Origin of the sequence: Enterobacter genomosp. O, from assembly GCF_001022965.1 — a bacterium.
GTDB lineage: Bacteria > Pseudomonadota > Gammaproteobacteria > Enterobacterales > Enterobacteriaceae > Enterobacter > Enterobacter cloacae_L.
Window position 1 is genome coordinate 171,362 of the sequence record NZ_LECZ01000022.1, and the last position, 17,207, is coordinate 188,568.

Annotated in this window: 18 protein-coding genes; 8 read left to right on the forward strand and 10 right to left on the reverse strand. The window is 56.8% G+C overall.

Annotation, left to right across the window (positions count from 1 at the left end):
• The first annotated feature begins 37 nt into the window (after positions 1–37).
• Both znuC and znuB read left to right on the forward strand, forming a co-directional pair.
• Positions 38–793, forward strand: a complete 756-nt coding sequence (znuC, locus tag ABR39_RS04400; protein ID WP_047345930.1) for a zinc ABC transporter ATP-binding protein ZnuC — start codon at positions 38–40, stop codon at positions 791–793.
• Positions 790–1,575 (forward strand): zinc ABC transporter permease subunit ZnuB, encoded by a 786-nt coding sequence (znuB, locus tag ABR39_RS04405; RefSeq protein ID WP_047345931.1) that lies wholly within the window; start codon positions 790–792, stop codon positions 1,573–1,575. Before znuC ends, znuB begins: the two co-directional genes overlap by 4 nt.
• A 59-nt stretch (positions 1,576–1,634) precedes the next feature.
• Here the strand turns inward: znuB and ruvB are convergent, their stop codons facing one another.
• The 6 genes from ruvB to aspS form a co-directional block, all read right to left on the reverse strand.
• Complete coding sequence (gene ruvB, locus ABR39_RS04410) at positions 1,635–2,645, reverse strand: Holliday junction branch migration DNA helicase RuvB (protein WP_047345932.1); 1,011 nt, start codon at positions 2,643–2,645, stop codon at positions 1,635–1,637.
• 8 nt (positions 2,646–2,653) lie between these two features.
• The gene (gene ruvA, locus ABR39_RS04415; RefSeq protein WP_023312236.1) at positions 2,654–3,268 is read right to left on the reverse strand and encodes a Holliday junction branch migration protein RuvA; all 615 of its coding nucleotides are present in this window, start codon (positions 3,266–3,268) and stop codon (positions 2,654–2,656) included.
• 81 nt (positions 3,269–3,349) lie between these two features.
• On the reverse strand, positions 3,350–3,871 hold the full coding sequence (gene ruvC, locus ABR39_RS04420) for a crossover junction endodeoxyribonuclease RuvC (RefSeq protein ID WP_014884319.1): 522 nt from the start codon (positions 3,869–3,871) through the stop codon (positions 3,350–3,352).
• 34 nt (positions 3,872–3,905) lie between these two features.
• Positions 3,906–4,646 carry a YebC/PmpR family DNA-binding transcriptional regulator gene (locus ABR39_RS04425; protein WP_047345933.1) on the reverse strand — a complete coding sequence of 247 codons (741 nt, stop codon included), beginning with the start codon at positions 4,644–4,646 and terminating at the stop codon, positions 3,906–3,908.
• A gap of 27 nt (positions 4,647–4,673) precedes the next feature.
• The gene (nudB, locus tag ABR39_RS04430; RefSeq protein WP_047345934.1) at positions 4,674–5,117 is read right to left on the reverse strand and encodes a dihydroneopterin triphosphate diphosphatase; all 444 of its coding nucleotides are present in this window, start codon (positions 5,115–5,117) and stop codon (positions 4,674–4,676) included.
• Position 5,118: 1 nt separating this feature from the next.
• Entirely contained in the window at positions 5,119–6,891 is a 1,773-nt protein-coding gene (aspS, locus tag ABR39_RS04435; RefSeq protein WP_047345935.1) for an aspartate--tRNA ligase, read from the reverse strand.
• Between the two features lie 263 nt (positions 6,892–7,154).
• Between aspS and ABR39_RS04440 the strand changes: the two genes are divergently transcribed.
• Genes ABR39_RS04440 through cmoB form a run of 5 tightly spaced genes read left to right on the forward strand, consistent with a single transcriptional unit; the run spans position 7,155 to position 10,735 of the window.
• The gene (locus ABR39_RS04440) at positions 7,155–7,721 is read left to right on the forward strand and encodes a hydrolase (RefSeq protein WP_047345936.1); all 567 of its coding nucleotides are present in this window, start codon (positions 7,155–7,157) and stop codon (positions 7,719–7,721) included.
• The gene (locus tag ABR39_RS04445) at positions 7,718–8,536 is read left to right on the forward strand and encodes a DUF72 domain-containing protein (protein WP_047345937.1); all 819 of its coding nucleotides are present in this window, start codon (positions 7,718–7,720) and stop codon (positions 8,534–8,536) included. Before ABR39_RS04440 ends, ABR39_RS04445 begins: the two co-directional genes overlap by 4 nt.
• Positions 8,537–8,587: 51 nt before the next feature.
• Positions 8,588–8,983: an MAPEG family protein gene (locus ABR39_RS04450; protein ID WP_047345938.1), complete on the forward strand. Its 396-nt coding sequence runs from the start codon at positions 8,588–8,590 to the stop codon at positions 8,981–8,983.
• Positions 8,984–9,023: 40 nt separating this feature from the next.
• The gene (gene cmoA, locus ABR39_RS04455; protein WP_047345939.1) at positions 9,024–9,767 is read left to right on the forward strand and encodes a carboxy-S-adenosyl-L-methionine synthase CmoA; all 744 of its coding nucleotides are present in this window, start codon (positions 9,024–9,026) and stop codon (positions 9,765–9,767) included.
• On the forward strand, positions 9,764–10,735 hold the full coding sequence (gene cmoB / locus ABR39_RS04460) for a tRNA 5-methoxyuridine(34)/uridine 5-oxyacetic acid(34) synthase CmoB (RefSeq protein ID WP_047345940.1): 972 nt from the start codon (positions 9,764–9,766) through the stop codon (positions 10,733–10,735). The genes cmoA and cmoB overlap by 4 nt, the downstream gene beginning before the upstream one ends.
• Before the next feature lie 113 nt (positions 10,736–10,848).
• On the opposite strand, the gene cutC is transcribed toward cmoB, so the two are convergent.
• Together cutC and ABR39_RS04470 are read right to left on the reverse strand one after the other, a co-directional pair.
• Positions 10,849–11,592 (reverse strand): copper homeostasis protein CutC, encoded by a 744-nt coding sequence (cutC, locus tag ABR39_RS04465; RefSeq protein WP_047345941.1) that lies wholly within the window; start codon positions 11,590–11,592, stop codon positions 10,849–10,851.
• A 78-nt stretch (positions 11,593–11,670) separates the two neighbouring features.
• Positions 11,671–12,231, reverse strand: coding sequence for a VOC family protein (locus ABR39_RS04470; protein WP_047345942.1), 561 nt, complete (start codon positions 12,229–12,231; stop codon positions 11,671–11,673).
• 239 nt (positions 12,232–12,470) lie between these two features.
• On the opposite strand from ABR39_RS04470, the gene argS reads away from it, so the two are divergent.
• A complete protein-coding gene (argS, locus tag ABR39_RS04475; RefSeq protein ID WP_047345943.1) occupies positions 12,471–14,204 on the forward strand; it encodes an arginine--tRNA ligase in 1,734 nt (577 codons plus the stop codon).
• 35 nt (positions 14,205–14,239) lie between these two features.
• Here the strand turns inward: argS and ABR39_RS04480 are convergent, their stop codons facing one another.
• Both ABR39_RS04480 and ABR39_RS04485 read right to left on the reverse strand, forming a co-directional pair.
• Positions 14,240–15,379 (reverse strand): glycoside hydrolase family 88/105 protein, encoded by a 1,140-nt coding sequence (locus ABR39_RS04480; RefSeq protein WP_047345944.1) that lies wholly within the window; start codon positions 15,377–15,379, stop codon positions 14,240–14,242.
• 4 nt (positions 15,380–15,383) lie between these two features.
• Positions 15,384–16,967, reverse strand: coding sequence for an MFS transporter (locus ABR39_RS04485; protein WP_047345945.1), 1,584 nt, complete (start codon positions 16,965–16,967; stop codon positions 15,384–15,386).
• Positions 16,968–17,207 lie beyond the last annotated feature (240 nt).

The window sequence follows — 17,207 nt, forward strand, 5'->3', positions numbered from 1 at the left end:
TTATAACATTCGTTGACTTCTTCAAGCTTAAAATGACATGACGACATTGGTTTCTCTTGAAAATATTTCGGTCTCATTTGGCCAGCGCCGCGTCCTCTCTGACGTGTCGCTTGATCTGAAGCCCGGTAAAATTCTGACGCTGCTCGGTCCCAATGGCGCAGGTAAATCCACCCTGGTGCGCGTGGTGCTGGGTCTGGTCGCGCCCGACGAAGGTGTGATCAAGCGTGAGGAAAAATTGCGTATCGGCTATGTGCCGCAAAAGCTTCACCTCGACGCCACGCTGCCGCTGACGGTCAGCCGTTTCCTGCGTCTGCGCCCCGGCACGCGGAAAGCCGATATTCTTCCGGCACTGAAACGCGTGCAGGCGGGCCATCTTATTGATGCGCCGCTGCAAAAACTGTCCGGCGGTGAAACGCAGCGCGTTTTACTGGCCCGCGCGCTGCTGAGCAGCCCGCAGCTGCTGGTACTGGATGAGCCAACCCAGGGCGTCGACGTCAACGGCCAGGTCGCGCTTTACGACCTTATCGACCAGCTGCGCCGGGAACTGAATTGCGCGGTGCTGATGGTGTCCCACGATCTGCATCTGGTCATGGCGAAAACCGACGAAGTGCTGTGTCTCAACCATCATATCTGCTGCTCCGGCACGCCTGAAGTAGTGTCAATGCACCCTGAATTTATCTCCATGTTCGGCCCTCGCGGCGCTGAACAATTGGGCATTTATCGCCATCATCATAATCATCGCCATGATTTACAGGGACGAATTGTCCTGCGCCGGGGAAATGGACACTCATGATTGAACTGTTACTGCCCGGCTGGCTTGCCGGGATTATGCTTGCCTGCGCCGCCGGGCCGCTGGGCTCGTTTGTGGTGTGGCGCAGAATGTCCTATTTCGGTGACACCCTGGCGCATGCGTCTCTGCTGGGCGTTGCCTTTGGTCTGCTGCTGGATGTGAATCCTTTCTACGCGGTGATTGTGGTCACGCTGCTGCTGGCGGCCGGTCTGGTCTGGCTGGAAAAACGCCCTCACCTCGCCATTGATACTTTGCTCGGCATTATGGCGCACAGCGCCCTGTCCCTGGGTCTGGTGGTGGTCAGCCTGATGTCGAACATTCGCGTCGACCTGATGGCCTATCTGTTTGGTGACCTGCTGGCCGTGACGCCGGACGATCTGATCGCCATCGCTATCGGCGTGGTTGTGGTACTGGGGATTTTGCTCTGGCAGTGGCGTAATTTGCTGGCGATGACCGTCAGCCCGGACTTGGCATTTGTTGATGGCGTGAAGCTGCAGCGCGTGAAGCTGCTGCTGATGCTGGTGACGGCGTTAACCATTGGCGTGGCGATGAAGTTCGTTGGCGCGCTGATTATCACCTCGCTGCTGATCATTCCCGCCGCCACGGCGCGTCGTTTTGCCCGTACGCCGGAACAGATGGCCGGCGTGGCCGTGATTGTTGGGATGGTTGCGGTAACAGGGGGATTAACCTTCTCGGCGTTCTATGACACGCCTGCGGGGCCGTCCGTGGTGCTGAGTGCGGCGGTGCTGTTTATCTTCAGTATGATGAAAAAGACCGCAAGTTGACATCGAGGGCGCTGATGCCCTCACCCTGCCCCTCTCCCACGGGGAGAGGGAATTACGCATTACGGCATTGCCGGTGGCGTAATGCCGAAATGATTCCACGCCCGCACCGTCGCCATACGTCCACGCGGGGTGCGCTGCAGGAATCCCTGCTGGATCAGATACGGCTCAAGCACGTCCTCGATAGTTTCGCGCTCTTCACCGATAGCCGCCGCCAGGTTATCCAGCCCGACCGGACCACCAAAGAACTTGTCCAGCACCGCCAGCAGCAGTTTGCGGTCCATATAGTCAAAGCCTTCTGCATCGACGTTCAGCATGTCCAGCGCCTGCGCGGCAATCTCGGCGGAAATCGAGCCATCATGCTTCACTTCGGCAAAGTCGCGCACGCGGCGCAGCAGGCGGTTGGCAATACGCGGCGTGCCGCGGGAACGCTTCGCCACTTCAAACGCCCCCTCTTCGCTCATCTCCAGCCCCATGTAGCGCGCGCTGCGCCCCACGATGTGCTGAAGGTCCGGCACCTGATAAAACTCCAGACGCTGCACAATGCCAAAACGGTCGCGCAGCGGTGAGGTCAGCGATCCCGCCCGGGTGGTAGCGCCAATCAGGGTAAACGGCGGGAGATCGATTTTGATGGAGCGCGCAGCCGGGCCTTCACCGATCATGATATCCAGCTGGTAATCTTCCATCGCCGGATAGAGCACTTCCTCTACCACCGGTGACAGGCGGTGGATTTCATCGATAAACAGCACGTCATGGGGTTCGAGGTTGGTCAGCATCGCCGCCAGATCCCCCGCCTTCTCCAGCACCGGGCCGGAAGTAGTGCGCAGGTTAACGCCCATTTCATTGGCGACGATATTCGCCAGCGTGGTTTTCCCCAAACCCGGAGGACCGAAAATCAGCAGGTGATCGAGCGCATCGCCGCGCAGTTTTGCCGCCTGGATGAAAATCTCCATCTGGGAACGCACCTGCGGCTGGCCGATATACTCATCAAGCAGCTTCGGGCGGATCGCGCGATCCACCACGTCTTCTGCCTGAAGGGTGCCTGCCGACACCAGGCGATCTGCTTCAATCATCCTTTACCTCACAATGCAGCGCGCAGCGCTTCACGAATCAGGGTTTCACTGCTGGCATCCGGTTTGGCAATTTTGCTCACCATACGGCTGGCCTCCTGAGGTTTATAGCCCAGCGCCACCAGCGCAGCAACCGCTTCCTGCTCGGCATCGTCATCCGTCGCAGGGCCGCCAGGTGACGTCAGCACCAGATCGGCCGCCGGAGTGAAGAGATCGCCATGCAGCCCTTTGAAGCGGTCTTTCATTTCGACAATCAGGCGCTCGGCGGTTTTTTTGCCGATGCCAGGGAGCTTAATCAGCGCCGCAGGATCTTCGCGCTCAACGGCATTCACAAACTGCGGGGCTGACATGCCGGATAAAATCGCCAGCGCCAGCTTCGGTCCCACCCCGTTGGTTTTAATCAGCTCGCGGAACAGGGTGCGTTCCTGTTTGTTATTGAAGCCGTACAGCAGCTGGGCATCTTCACGCACCACAAACTGGGTAAAGACAATCGCCTCTTTGCCCGCGTCCGGCAGCTCGTAGAAGCAGGTCATAGGCATATGGACTTCATAGCCCACGCCACCCACTTCCAGCAGCACTAACGGGGGTTGTTTTTCAATGATGATGCCTCTGAGTCTGCCTATCACGTGACGCTCCTGCGTTCTGGAAAATTTTGGACTGGCGATATAATAAAAAAAGGCTGGATAAACATCCAGCCTGATTTCTGATTATCGTAACCTGCCTCGCGCCAGATTGAGCCGCGACTCGCTCATTTGCATCGCGTTCTGGCTGACGTGACAGTGGGTAATCGCGATAGCCAGCGCATCCGCGGCGTCCGCCTGCGGGTTCGCCGGGAGCTTGAGCAAGGTTCGCACCATGTGCTGCACCTGGCTCTTCTCCGCGCTACCGATGCCCACCACCGTCTGCTTAACCTGCCTTGCCGCGTATTCGAACACCGGCAAATCCTGGTTCACCGCAGCCACGATGGCGACACCGCGCGCCTGACCGAGCTTTAGCGCCGAATCGGCGTTTTTCGCCATAAAGACCTGCTCGATGGCGAAAAAGTCAGGCTGAAACTGGGTGATGATCTCCGACACGCCCGCATAGATGAGCTTGAGGCGCGAAGGAAGATCGTCCACTTTGGTGCGAATACACCCGCTGCCGAGGTAGGTTAGCTGGCGTCCCACCTGACGGATAACGCCATAACCGGTGACGCGCGAGCCGGGGTCAATCCCAAGGATAATCGACATCACGCGTCTCCTGTAACGGATTTACACGCTCTCATTAGAGAGTCGCTGCAACCTCATCAGAGATTTCACCGTTGTGATACACTTCCTGCACGTCGTCGCAGTCTTCGAGCATGTCGATCAGACGCAGCAGTTTTGGTGCCGTTTCCGCATCCATGTCCGCTTTGGTAGACGGGATCATAGAGACTTCAGCGTTGTCCGCTTTCAGGCCAGCCGCTTCCAGCGCATCGCGCACGGCACCCATCTCTTCCCACGCGGTGTAAACGTCAATAGCACCGTCGTCGAAGGTCACAACGTCTTCCGCACCGGCTTCCAGCGCCGCTTCCATGATGACATCTTCGTCACCCTTCTCGAAGGAGATGACGCCTTTTTTGCTGAACAGGTACGCAACGGAACCGTCAGTGCCCAGGTTGCCACCGGTTTTGGTGAACGCATGGCGCACTTCCGCTACGGTACGGTTACGGTTGTCTGACAGACACTCAACCATTACCGCCGTACCGCCAGGACCGTAACCTTCATAAATGATGGTTTCCATGTTCGCGTCTTCATCACCGCCCACGCCGCGTGCGATAGCACGGTTCAGGGTATCACGCGTCATGTTGTTAGACAGCGCTTTATCTACCGCCGCGCGCAGACGCGGGTTAGAAGCCGGGTCGCCGCCGCCCAGACGCGCTGCGGTTACCAGCTCGCGAATGATTTTGGTAAAGATCTTACCGCGCTTGGCATCCTGTGCCGCTTTGCGGTGTTTGGTGTTGGCCCACTTACTATGACCTGCCATAAAAAGTTCTCCAAAAATCGCGCCTTTTCAGGCTGCGTTAATTACAAATTCTTCAATCGCCTGCCGGTTGCTCCACGACTTGGTCAGCGCGGCGGCATCCGCCGCATTCACCCAGCGGTAGGTCAGGTGTTCGGTAAACACGATCTCCCGCTCGTGGGGGAGTGCGAGACAGAACCACGATTCCGTATTGCGCTCGGTACCCGGCGCGTAGCGATGACGTAAATGGCTAAAAATTTCAAACTCCACCGTGCGCTGACAGTCCTTCAGGGTCAGTTGCTCGCGGGCAACATCAATGGCGACCTCTTCCTTTACTTCGCGCGCGGCGGCCTGCGACGCGGTTTCCCCCTCTTCCAGACTGCCGGTAACCGACTGCCAGAAATCAGGGTCATCGCGCCGCTGTAACATCAGCACCCGCTTCGTGTCTTCTGCATAAATGACCACCAGGACCGAAACGGGAAGCTTATATGCCATATCAGTTTTTCTCTTCCTTCTTCACCACTTCAATGCCCAGCTCGGCCAGAGAGGCCGGGTTGGCAAAGCTTGGCGCTTCGGTCATCAGACACGCCGCTGCGGTGGTTTTCGGGAAGGCGATAACATCACGGATGTTGTCGGTGCCGGTCAGCAGCATGGTCAGACGGTCAAGACCGAAGGCCAGACCCGCGTGCGGAGGCGTACCGTATTTCAGCGCGTCCAGCAGGAAGCCGAATTTCTCGCGCTGCTCCTGCTCGTTGATGCCCAGAATGCCGAACACAGTCTGCTGCATTTCACCGCTGTGAATACGCACGGAACCGCCGCCCACTTCGTAGCCGTTGATAACCATGTCATAAGCGTTAGCGACCGCGTCTTCCGGCGCCGCTTTCAGCTCTGCCGCCGTCATGTCTTTTGGCGACGTGAACGGGTGGTGCATTGCAGTCAGGCCGCCTTCACCGTCGTCTTCAAACATCGGGAAGTCGATAACCCACAGCGGCGCCCATTTGTTCTCGTCGGTCAGGTTCAGATCTTTGCCCAGCTTCAGACGCAGCGCGCCCATCGCATCCGCAACAACTTTCTTGTTGTCTGCACCGAAGAAGATCATATCGCCGTCCTGCGCGCCGGTGCGCTCAAGGATTGCTTCTACGATTTCCGCGTTCAGGAATTTCGCGACCGGGCTGGTGATACCTTCCAGGCCTTTCGCACGCTCGGTCACTTTAATATAGGCCAGACCTTTCGCGCCGTAGATTTTGATGAAGTTGCCGTAGTCGTCGATCTGCTTACGGCTCAGAGCCGCACCGCCCGGTACACGCAGCGCTGCTACGCGGCCTTTGGCGTCGTTAGCCGGGCCCGCGAATACCGCGAACTCAACGGATTTCACCAGGTCAGCCACGTCCACCAGCTCCATCGGGTTACGCAGGTCTGGTTTATCAGAACCGTAGCGACGCTCGGCTTCCGCGAAGGTCATGATTGGGAAGTCGCCCAGCTCAACGCCCTTCACGTCGTTCCACAGGCTACGCACCAGGGCTTCCATCACTTCACGCACCTGCTCGGCGGTCATGAAGGAGGTTTCCACATCGATCTGGGTAAATTCTGGCTGGCGGTCAGCGCGCAGGTCTTCGTCGCGGAAGCATTTTACAATTTGATAGTAGCGATCGAAGCCGGACATCATCAGCAGCTGTTTGAACAGCTGCGGAGACTGCGGCAGCGCGTAGAATTTGCCTTTATGAACGCGGGATGGGACCAGGTAATCGCGCGCGCCTTCCGGCGTGGCTTTGGTCAGCATCGGGGTTTCAATATCGAGGAAACCGTGGTCATCCATAAAGCGACGCACCAGGCTGGTGATTTTCGCACGGGTCTTCAGGCGCTGAGCCATTTCCGGGCGACGCAGATCCAGGTAGCGGTATTTCAGACGCGCTTCTTCAGTGTTGACGTGGTTAGAGTCCAGCGGCAGCGCTTCAGCACGGTTGATGATGGTCAGATCGGACGCCAGCACTTCAATAGCGCCTGTCGCCATATCCGCGTTGACGTTTTTCTCGTCACGCGCACGCACGGTGCCGGTGACCTGAATGCAGAACTCATTACGCAGCTCAGAAGCCAGCTTCAACGCATCTGCGCGATCGGGATCGAAGAACACCTGAACGATACCTTCGCGGTCGCGCATATCGATGAAGATAAGGCTACCAAGATCACGACGACGATTGACCCAACCACACAGGGTGACCTGCTGTCCGACGTGGGACTGACGCAGCTGCCCGCAATATTCTGTACGCATGAGATATCCCTTAATTAGCCGCAGGCTAAATGTCGCCTGGTATGCAGGCTACTATGTCGCAGCTTTCTGTATGTCACAACTGGATGAAAAAAGGCGGCTATTATACTGGAAATTCCGCCGGACGATAAGAGCGAACCACGGCCAGACGCTCGTTTGCTGCACTCTTATTGCGTATTCTCACAAAAATTAACAAAATTATCGGACCGATAACAGGCCATCACGTCGTATGGTGTCAGGAAGCGATTAATTTAACGGGAGTAACGATGTTAACATTTGATGCCAGCAAAACCGCGCTTGTTGTGATTGATTTACAGGAAGGTATTCTGCCCTTTGCCGGCGGCCCGCACGCTGCGGACGATGTCGTCAGCCGCGCCGCCCGCCTGGCGGAAAAATGCCGCGCCAGCGGTGCCCCTGTTGTCATGGTGCGCGTCGGCTGGTCCGCTGATTTTGCCGAAGCCTTAAAACAGCCCGTCGACGCGCAGGCCGCGGCACATGCCCTGCCGGAAAACTGGTGGACGTACCCGGTCTCACTCGGCAAACGCGACAGCGATATCGAAGTGACTAAACGCCAGTGGGGCGCATTTTACGGTACCGACCTCGAGCTGCAGCTACGCCGTCGCGGCATCGACACCATCATTCTGTGCGGCATTTCCACCAATATCGGCGTGGAGTCTACCGCCCGTAACGCCTGGGAGCTGGGCTTTAATCTGGTGATTGCGGAAGATGCCTGCAGCGCGGCCTCCGCGGAACAGCATCAGGGCAGTATGACCCATATCTTCCCGCGCATCGGCCGCGTGCGCAGCACGGATGAGATTATCAGCGCGCTATGATGTATGTCGGTTTGCCCCAGTGGTCGCACCCGAAATGGGTGCGCCTTGGCATCACCAGCCTCGAGGAATATGCCCGACACTTCAACTGCGTCGAGGGTAACACCACCCTGTACGCGCTTCCCAAAGCAGAGATTGTGGCGCGCTGGCGGGAACAAACCACCGACGACTTCCGCTTCTGCTTCAAGTTCCCGGCCACCATTTCGCACCAGGCCGCGCTGCGCAACTGCGGGGATTTGACCGAAGAATTTTTTACGCGCATGTCGCCGCTGGCGAACCGAATCGGTCAGTACTGGCTACAGCTTCCGGCCGTCTTTGGCCCGCGCGATCTGCCCGCACTCTGGCAGTTTCTTGATGCGCTGCCCCGGACGTTTACCTACGGCGTGGAAGTCAGGCATCCTGAGTTTTTTGCAAAAGGTGAAGCCGAAAAGGCGCTTAATCGCGGCCTGCTTGAGCGTTCCGTTAACCGGGTGATCCTCGACAGCCGTCCGGTGCATAGCGCAATACCGCACAGTGAGGCGATCATCGATGCGCAGCGTAAAAAACCCAAAGTGCCTGTCCATGCTCTGGTAACCGCTAATAACCCCATGGTCCGGTTTATCGGCAGCGATAACATGCAGCAAAACCAGGCGATGTTCGCCGTCTGGCTGCAAACGTTAGCGAAGTGGGAACATACCACCACGCCGTATCTCTTTTTGCACACGCCGGATATCGCCCAGGCGCCCGAACTGGTCGATGCTCTCTGGCAGGCCTTGCAGGCTGCGGTGCCGTCCGTGGGCAGCGCCCCTTCCATCCCACAACAATCTTCTCTTTTCTGATATCACCCCCTATCATAGTGAAGTGCCATCTGCCAAAAACAGGGAGTTTGTATGGTCAGCGCGCTGTATGCGGTGTTAGGTGCATTACTGCTGATTAAGTTTTCATTTGATGTTGTGCGCCTCAGAATGCAGTACCGCGTCTCTTACGGCGACGGCGGGTTTTCCGAGCTACAGAGCGCTATTCGCATTCACGGCAATGCGGTCGAATACATCCCCGCGGGATTAATCCTGCTGCTTTTTATGGAGATGAATGGCGCAGAAACCTGGATGGTGCACATCTGCGGCCTGCTTCTGATTGCTGGCCGGCTAATGCATTATTACGGCTTTCACCACCGCTTATTCCGCTGGCGTCGTTCCGGCATGAGTGCGACCTGGTGTTCACTTTTGCTGATGGTGCTGGCTAACCTGTGGTATATGCCGTGGGAGTTGGTTTTCTCCCTCCATTAGCGCACAATACGCCACTTTATTTTTCCCGGATTTTTACGTTATGTCAGATCGCGACACGCTTTTTTCCGCGCCTATCGCCAGCCTGGGCGACTGGACCTTCGATGAACGGGTAGCCGAAGTCTTCCCGGATATGATCCAGCGCTCTGTTCCCGGTTATTCCAATATTATCTCTATGATCGGCATGCTGGCTGAGCGCTTCGTTCAACCCGGCACGCAGGTCTATGACCTGGGCTGCTCGCTCGGTGCGGCAACGCTGTCGGTTCGTCGTAACGTTCACCACGAAGGCTGCCGGATTGTTGCCGTCGATAATTCCCCGGCCATGGTTGAACGCTGCCGTCGCCATATTAATGCTTATAAAGCCCCTACCCCGGTGGACGTGGTGGAAGGCGATATCCGCGAGATTGAGATCGAAAACGCGTCGATGGCGGTGCTGAATTTCACCCTTCAGTTCCTGGTGCCCGAAGACCGCCAGCTGCTGCTGGACAAAATTTATAAAGGGCTGAACCCTGGCGGCGCGCTGGTGCTCTCAGAAAAATTCAGCTTTGAAGATGCCGAGGTTGGCGAACTGCTGTTCAATATGCACCACGATTTCAAGCGTGCGAACGGCTACAGCGAGCTGGAGATCAGCCAGAAGCGCAGCATGCTCGAAAATGTGATGCTGACGGACTCCGTGGAAACCCACAAGGCACGCCTGCGTCAGGCCGGTTTTGAGCATAGCGAACTGTGGTTCCAGTGCTTTAATTTTGGCTCTCTGGTGGCGCTGAAAGCGGGGGAACCTGCATGATCGAGTTCAGCAACTTCTATCAGCTGATTGCCAAAAACCAGCTCTCCCACTGGCTGGAGACGCTGCCTGCGCAGATTGCCGCCTGGCAGCGGGATCAGCAGCACGGCCTGCTAAAGCAGTGGTCAAACGCGGTGGAGTTTCTGCCCGAGCTGACCCCGCATCGTCTGGATCTCCTGCACAGCGTGACCGCAGAGAGTGAAGACCCGCTTCCGGCAGGTCAGGTCAACCGCATCGAAACGCTGATGCGTAACCTGATGCCGTGGCGCAAAGGGCCGTTTTCCCTTTACGGCGTGAACATAAATACCGAATGGCGCTCTGACTGGAAATGGGATCGCGTTTTGCCGCATCTTTCCGATCTGACCGGGCGCACTATTCTGGACGTCGGCTGCGGCAGCGGTTACCACATGTGGCGCATGATTGGCGCAGGGGCGCATCTGGCGGTCGGTATTGACCCGATGCAGCTCTTCCTGTGCCAGTTTGAAGCAGTGCGTAAACTGCTGGGTAACGACCAGCGCGCGCACCTGCTGCCGCTGGGTATTGAGCAGCTCCCCGCCCTGAAGGCGTTTGATACCGTCTTCTCCATGGGCGTGCTGTATCACCGTCGTTCTCCGCTTGAGCACCTGTGGCAACTGAAAGACCAGCTGGTCAGCGGCGGCGAGCTGGTGCTGGAAACGCTGGTGATTGAAGGCGACGAACACGCCGTTCTGGTGCCAGGCGACCGCTACGCGCAGATGCGCAACGTTTACTTCATCCCTTCCGCGCTGGCGCTGAAAAACTGGCTGGAGAAGTGCGGATTTGTGGATGTGCGGATTGCCGACGTCAGCGTGACGTCTATCGAAGAACAGCGCCGCACCGACTGGATGATCACCGAATCGCTGGAGCAGTTCCTCGACCCGGCCGACCACAGCAAAACCATTGAAGGCTATCCTGCCCCGATGCGTGCGGTGTTGATTGCGACGAAGCCGTAGCCCTTTAGCCGGGTGGCGCAGGAGAAAAAAAGGCCCCTGTTGAAATTGCAGGGGCCTGGTACAAGCAAGCATCATATTGGGCGACATGATGCGCGGTAAAAATCGGTACGTTGCTACACGTGATGGCGCTCAATCAGCGACTTCATTTCCGCAACCGACTCTCCATCTACACCGTAGCGTGAATACTCATCCGCTTCAGCATCCGTCGACATTGACAACCCTGTATTGCGATAACGCATGGGCGACGGCATCCATTTGCCTGCCGAGCTGTGAAGCTCTTCTACCCCGGCGTTTAAAAACAGTTCCAGATTGCTGGCACGGACTCCCGCACCCGCCATTATTATTGGAACACCGGAATGTGCTTTTAGTTCCGTAATTAATTGCAGTCCTTTTTCAGCAGAGGCCTTCTGCCCGGATGTCAGGATGCGCGCCACACCCAGTTCGGCAAGCGTATCAAACGCTTGCAGGGGATCTTTACACATATCAAACGCGCGATGAAAAGTGACGGCCATCCCTTTTGCGGCGTCCATAACCTGACGCATACGCGGCAGGCAGACCTGACCGTCTTCATCAAGCAGACCGATCACCAGCCCGGGGAATCCCAGATCGCGCACGAGGGCGACATCTTCAAGCATGGCACCGAACTCGCCCGGCGTGTAACAAAAATCACCGCCGCGAGGACGAATAATCGGGTGTACCGGAACGGTGACAGCCTCACGGGCAGACTTCAACACGCCGTACGAGGGCGTTAACCCGCCTTCTTTCGGGGCCGCGCACAGTTCAATGCGGTCAGCACCCTGCCGTTGTGCAGTCACGGCACACTCTACGCTGTAACAGCAAATCTCCAGCAGCGCCATTCAATCCTCCTTAAAATCCACGTAACGTACCATCATGACACGCTGCCCGCTTTCGGTCTCAGCGTGGAATCACAACTCTCAGGCTTCGCTGGCAACAATCTGCTCAATGGTCCACGGATGAAACTTTACCGTGACCTTTCCGTCCGTGACGGCGAGCGTCGGGTTAGGTAAACGCTCGCGCTCGCCTTTGGGTGAGCTCGTCTTCACAACGATCCCCGGCTTGCTTAAGCCTTCGTCTGATAACAGGGCCAGCGCGCGGGCGTTCAGCGTTTCCGGCTCACCCGGCAGGACAATTTCGATATGTTCCCAGCCTTCGTGCGGATAGCGTTTTTCGCCCGGCCACGGCAGCTCAACCACGGTGAATTTCCAGTGCGCCACGCAGACCGGCTGGTGCAGTTTGAACAGGCAAATGGGGCGACCGTTAATGATGTTCTCGGACAGCAGCTCGCCACACTGTTCGAACCCGCGACGCCAGCGCTCGGCGGTCGCATTCTGATGACAGCGTAAAGAGATGTGATCGGCTTCAAGCGGCGCGATATCCAGACCGAGGCGGGTGGCAAGTTCTGTGAACGCCTGGGTGAAGCGCGGTAAATCTGCGGAAATATCATGCAGTTCGTCAATGGATTGCCAGTTCGCCATAAATCAGTCTCTTTTCGTGTCGCAAAGGCGCTAATTTACTCTGTTGCCCTGTTTTGACCAACCGCAGAATACGGCTTTTTATGACTGCATGATTATGCACTCCTTCTTAGCCTGGATTCTGAACAATCTTCGGCCCCCGCGATGCTGACGCCAGAAGGCATTTGCAGTATACTCCCGCCCTAAATTCTTTAACTGGCGCGGGCGGTTGTAGGCCCGCATCAAAAACGTAAGGTATCCAGGTGAATATTCAGGCTCTTCTCTCCGAAAAAGTCAGTCAGGCACTGATTGCCGCAGGCGCACCTGCGGATTGCGAACCGCAGGTTCGTCAGTCAGCAAAAGTACAGTTTGGCGACTATCAGGCTAATGGCGTGATGGCAGTGGCTAAAAAACTGGGCATGCCGCCGCGACAGCTCGCTGAGCAGGTACTGACGCATCTGGACCTCACCGGCATTGCCAGCAAAACCGAAATTGCCGGCCCGGGCTTTATCAATATCTTCCTGGAACCGGCGTTCCTGGCCAGCCACGTTGACGCGGCGCTGAAATCTGACCGTCTGGGCGTTTCCCGGCCGGAGGCGCAGACCGTCGTGATCGACTACTCTGCCCCGAACGTGGCGAAAGAGATGCACGTTGGTCACCTGCGCTCCACCATCATCGGTGATGCCGCAGTACGCACGCTTGAGTTCCTCGGTCACAAGGTGATCCGCGCGAACCACGTGGGCGACTGGGGTACGCAGTTCGGCATGCTGATTGCCTACCTGGAAAAACAGCAGCAGGAAAACGCGGGTGAAATGGCGCTGGCGGACCTGGAAGGGTTCTACCGCGAAGCCAAAAAACACTACGATGAAGACGAAGCCTTTGCCGAGCGAGCGCGCAGCTACGTGGTAAAACTGCAGGGCGGCGATCAATACTTCCTCGAGATGTGGCGCAAGCTGGTCGACATCACCATGTCTCAGAACCAGCTCACCTATAACCGTCTGAACGTCACCCTGACGCGTGACGACGTGATGGGTGAAAGCCTGTACAACCCAATGCTGCCGGGCATTGTGGCCGACCTTAAAGCGAAAAACCTGGCGGTTGAGAGCGAAGGCGCCACGGTGGTGTTCCTTGATGAGTACAAAAACAAGGAAGGCGAACCGATGGGCGTGATCATCCAGAAAAAGGATGGCGGCTACCTCTACACCACCACCGATATCGCCTGCGCGAAATACCGTTACGAAACGCTGCACGCCGACCGCGTGCTGTACTACATCGACTCCCGTCAGCACCAGCACCTGATGCAGGCGTGGACGATCGTGCGTAAAGCCGGTTACGTGCCAGACTGCGTTCCGCTGGAGCACCACATGTTCGGCATGATGCTGGGTAAAGACGGCAAGCCGTTCAAAACCCGCGCGGGCGGTACCGTGAAGCTTTCCGACCTGCTGGACGAAGCGCTGGAACGCGCCCGTCGCCTGGTGGCAGAGAAGAACCCGGATATGCCTGCCGATGAGCTGGAAAAACTGGCCAACGCCGTGGGTATCGGTGCGGTGAAATACGCGGATCTCTCCAAGAACCGGACCACCGACTATATCTTCGACTGGGATAACATGCTGGCGTTCGAAGGCAACACCGCGCCGTACATGCAGTACGCCTATACCCGCGTACTCTCGGTATTCCGTAAAGCCAATATCGACGAAAGCGCGCTGGCGAATGCTGCCGTGACCATCACGGAAGATCGTGAAGCACAGCTGGCAGCGCGCCTGCTGCAGTTCGAAGAGACGCTGACGGTTGTCGCCCGTGACGGCACTCCGCACGTAATGTGTGCTTATCTGTACGATCTGGCGGGTCTGTTCTCCGGCTTCTACGAGCACTGCCCTATTCTGTCTGCGGAAAATGAATCGGTCCGCAACAGCCGCCTGAAGCTGGCGCAGCTCACGGCGAAGACCCTGAAGCTGGGTCTGGATACCCTGGGTATCGAAACCGTAGAGCGTATGTAAAAAAAGAAACCCGGCACTCGCCGGGTTTTTTATTATCAAAAATATTTCCGTAAATATTCCGTTAGGCACAGAATCGCCATTGCCTGTCCATACGGCATCGACGTCAGCGGGATTTGGCGATAAAACTCAAGATTGCTTCCCATCCCCGTACCGAACGACGTTTGCAGCAGCTCCCCTTCGGGCGAGATGTTTTTCACGATACCGCGAATCGCTTTCTCGGCAACGTCAGCATATTCTGCTCCAACGTAACGCTTACGCACCGCTTTCAGGATCCCGTAGGCAAAACCTGCCGTGGCTGAGGCCTCCAGATAGGAGTGAGGATCGTCGAGCAGAGTATGCCACAAGCCGCTGTCGTCCTGGCATTTCGCCAGCGCGGCAATCTGGGCATTCAGCACCTGCACCAGATAGCGACGTACGGCATTGTTTTCCGGCAGATCCACCAGTTCGAGGAAATCCGGGATCACGATGGTGAGCCAGCTGTTGCCGCGGGCCCAGCGAGCACGCGCAAAATTATGGTTGCCTTCATAATTCCAGCCGTGGAACCACAAGCCGGTTTCCCGATCCATCAGGTTTTGCACATGCAGCAGGAACTGATAAACGGCTTCTTCTACGTAGTCAGGTTTGTTGAGCAGCTTGCCGATTTTCGCCAGCGGCAGCACCGTCATCATCAGCGTGTCATCCCACATCTGCTGATGGTTCTCTTCCGCCAGAGTGATATGCTGCATGCCGCCGTGTTCAGTGCGCGGCATGTCGTTCATCGCCCACTCCGCCCAGCTTTCCAGCCATGGCAGCCAGGCCGGGTTTCTGGTTTCTTCGTAGCGATACGCGAGGGTCAGGAACGGTGACATGGTATTCACGTTTTTGGTGGTTGCCCCTTCCGCAAAACGGTCAGCAAACCAGCGGTCGATAATATCGCGCATCCCCTCGTCGCCGGTCTGGCTGTAATACTGCAAAATACCGTACAAACCGACGCCGTGCGTCCATTCCCATCCGGCCCAGCCTTTGGTATCGATCGCGCGTCCGTCGTCTAGCCGCAGCAAAAACTCCCCCGTTTTGTCGTGGATATTGACCAGACTGTGCGTCACTTTTTGAATCAGCGATTTCAGCTCATCCCTGGCAATAAAGCGCTCTGGCTGGCGCAGTAGCGGGCTATGTTTGACAGGCCAAACTTTCATGATCTTAACCTCCGTGATATGACGAATTCAGTACAGCGCGATCCTTCAGCGAAAGGGCCGCTGGCTTATTGCGGTTCAGGTAACCGATGTTGTTGTTGCCCCAAAGGGATTCGAACGGCATACCGGCCAGCATTTCCACGGTTGCACGAGCTTGCGGGGTTGCCGCTTCAGGCATCGCATAGCCGGACTCGCGCATTTTCGCGGTCTCTTCGCGCAGCGTGCTGTGGGTTTGCAGATTGAGCTTGAAGCGCAGGGAGACAAGGAAGCCGCAGAACAGCACCAGAAGGGTTCCGATGCTCAGGATCATCAGAATGGTATGGCTCACTTCCGCAGGCTGTACTTTCTGACCGCTGACAAAGCCGGACATCTGCATCACGATGCCCACCAGCATCACCGCACCGGCCTGAGACGCTTTACGGGTCAGGGTCATTATGCCGGCGAAGATGCCCTCGCGACGCTGTCCGGTGATCGCTTCGTCCACATCAGCAATGTAGGTATAGGTGTTCCACGGCACATAGTTGATACCGCCCCGACCCAGGCCGGCCACCGCTGAGACAAGCAGCAGCAGAGCGTAGACGTCACTCAGTCCCGCGTAATAGAGCATGGCGTAAGAGAGAGAAGCCAGGCCGAACAGCACCACCACCATGCGGTAAGACGGCGCAGGTCCAAAGCGAATGCACAGCGGGATCATCCCGATCACGGCGAGGAACTGGAAGATGGCCATCGTGCCCAGCAGGTTTGAAGCCATTGACGCTTCCTGCATCAGTACAAAGACCACGTAGTAGGTAAACACGGCATTAAAGACGTCCTGGGCGATATAGCCGCCCAGGTACATGCCCAGATGCTGACGGAAAATCCTTACTCGCAGCGTCGAGCTTAACTCCACGAACAGGCGGTTCAGGCTCTGCCCGAGCGTGAGTGTTTTCTTCTCTTCTTCCGCGCGCAGGGCCGCTTCGGACCACTCTTCACGCGGGCGCTCCCAGGTGAAGAACCAGACAAAGATCAGCATCAGCGCGCACAAGACGGAAAAGACCAGACTTGCGTAAAAGAAGGATATCGCGTTGTCTTTACCGAACTGCGTGAGGAGGATCCCCGGCAGGAATGAGGCCAGAATGGCGGACATCTGCGCCATTGAGATACGCGCGCCCGAAAATTTGGTTTTCTGTTTGAAATCGTCCGTCATCTCCGGAACCAGCGTTTCATAGGGAACCAGGATCATGGTGTAGACGATATCGAATACCAGATACGTAAGCAGGTAATACCAAAAACTCATGTCCCCGACCCACATCAGGGAATAGCTGAATACGCAGGGAATGCCGAGCAGAATGAAAAACTTACGGCGGCCAAAGCGCTTACCGAGCCACGTCGTACCGAAGTTATCCGTCAGAAAGCCCATCAGCGGGCTGACAACGGCATCCAGCACCCTGGCGGCGGCGAAGATGAACGTTGCTTCTATCGGCGTGAGCCCGCAGAACGTCGTATAAAAATATAAAAGCCAGGCCGCCGTAAGGGCGGTGGTTCCCGCCCCAAGAAAATCGCCTGCCCCATAAGCAAGGTAGTTTGCCAATCCAATTTTGCGTGTTTTCATTGCCGTCACCCCTGGTCACGTTTGGGAGACTCCCTGTCAGCAAACCTGTTCCGGGAGTTTTTACACGGCTACAGTAGAAGTATCGTCCTGGTGATACCTTTCTATTTCTGCCACCATCAGGGTCGGGCTGGCAAAAATGCAAAGAGTGTCATTACGCGTGTCACCATTTTATAAAACAGCGTTTCTTTTAGTTCAAAATGAGAGGTCGATTTTTGCGAGGCAGCCATCAGAAATGCTGAT